Source organism: Allobosea sp. P1_A7 (genome assembly GCF_056406775.1).
Map to the genome: position 1 here is coordinate 1 of NZ_JBFTZN010000565.1, position 1,915 is coordinate 1,915.

Genomic DNA, 1,915 nt, shown 5'->3' on the forward strand with positions numbered 1-1,915 from the left:
CAGGATCGGCGCCGCTTCATCTGAGGTCCCGTCGCTGGGACGAGAGCCTGGCAAGGTCGTGTGTAAGGCTGTGATTGCCTCGGCAAATCACGCACCCCTAGATTGACCTGTCGGCTCTGGATCTGATGGCATGGTGTGGCGGTCTTCGTACTGACCACGGACAGAAGCATGATCCTGGCGACGAGATATCGTTCAGAGGGACTTGACGATCAAAGGCCCATTACAGAAGYCTTACTGAGTCAGAAAGTTATAGCGCGACGATCTGGATGAGAGCGCGCATTGCCTCGTCTGGAATGCTCCTTGATGGTCGATCGTTGCCTCATCTGATCTGCTCCCCATCGGGAACGGCTGGCGGGGGTGACGATGAGGCGGGTAAGCATGGCGACGCGCGATGAGCTGTTGGCGGCGGTGGCCGGGCGCTATCGAAGCGGCGAGCGGGAGGAGAAAGGGCGCATCCTGGACGAGTTCGCCGCCATGACGGGCCACCATCGCAAGCACGCCATGCGACTGCTGCGGGCTGGATTGGGCGATCGGCGGACCGGACCACGACCGCACCGGCGGCTTTATGACGATGCGGTGCGAGAAGCGTTGATCGTGCTTTGGGAAGCTTCCGACCGCATCTGCGGCAAGAGGCTGAAGGCGCTGATCCCGACGCTCGTGCCGGCGATGGAACGCCATGGTCATCTCGATCTGGCGCCCGGGATCCGGGCCGCGCTTCTCCTCGTCAGCGCGGCGACGATCGATCGCGCGCTTCGCCCGCAGCGCGGTACTGGTCGGCGTGCTCGACCAATTGCGGGCGATGATGCCGTTCCCGCTTCTGGGGTTCGACGTCGACAACGACACCGTCTTCATGAACGAGAGCGTGCGGAATTACTGCCATGAGGCAGGCATCGCGCTCACCCGCTGCCGGCCCTACCGCAAGAACGATCAGGCCCATATCGAACAGAAGAATGGCGCCGTGGTGCGTCGCATCGTGGGCTATCGTCGCCTGGAGGGGCTGGAAGCCGCGCGCGAGCTGGCGCGCCTATACGCGGCGACGCGCCTCTTCGTGAACGCCTTCCAGCCATCGTTCAAGCTGATGGAGAAGCATCGCGAAGGAGCAAGGGTGCGCAAGCGCCACCATCCACCGATGACGCCCTGCGATCGGCTCATCGGGGATCCGCGCACCAGCCAAGAGATCCGCAGCCGGGTCGAGGCGTTGCGCGCCGATCTCGATCCCGTGCGGCTGCTTGCCGAAATGCGGGAGCTGTAGAGGTCGTTGGCGGCGATCGCCGATGGCGCGGCCTCCAGCGGGATGAAAGCCGCGCCCGTTCCGATCGATGCATTCCTGGCGGGGCTGCGCGTGGCCTGGCAGGCCGGCGAGGTCCGCCCGACCGCCCAGAACAAGCCGAAGCAAAAGCGCGGTCGACGCCGTCCYGACCCTCTCGCCGCCGTCAGCGACGAGCTGCAAGCGTGGTTCGAGGCTGATCCGTCGCGCTCGGGCGGCGATCTTCTGGCGCGGCTCCAGACCATCTATCCCGGCCGCTATCCTGACGCCTTGCTTCGGACCGTCCAGCGGCGGCTGAAAGGCTGGCGTAGCACGATGGCCTCCGCGCTGGTGTTCGGCATGGAGCGACCGAAGGGCCAAACCGATGCACGCTCGGGAGCATCCTAGTGAGGCAAACGCTGCTCAACTCGGGAACATCGCCGGGTGAGGCAATACGAACTCGCATCGTGATTGTCGCGTCGCAGAAAGTCGCGGATGCGGGGGATTCGCGCTGATCGCAGACTTGTTAGGGTGCTGCTTCGAGATCAGGGAAGCGCGCCGCCATGACCGACTGGACCGCGGAGAGTGAAGCGGCGTTCGACGCCTATGTCGAGGCCTTGATTGAGGTGATCGGCCACGCCGACCGAGCTGAGCCGCTGAAGGATTACA

General features: G+C 64.5%; 1 pseudogene. It reads left to right on the plus strand.

What is annotated here, in order from left to right:
* Positions 1 to 363 precede the first annotated feature (363 nt).
* A pseudogene (locus AC1D34_RS37620) lies at positions 364 to 1,654 on the plus strand (ISNCY family transposase).
* The last annotated feature ends 261 nt before the right edge of the window (positions 1,655 to 1,915 follow it).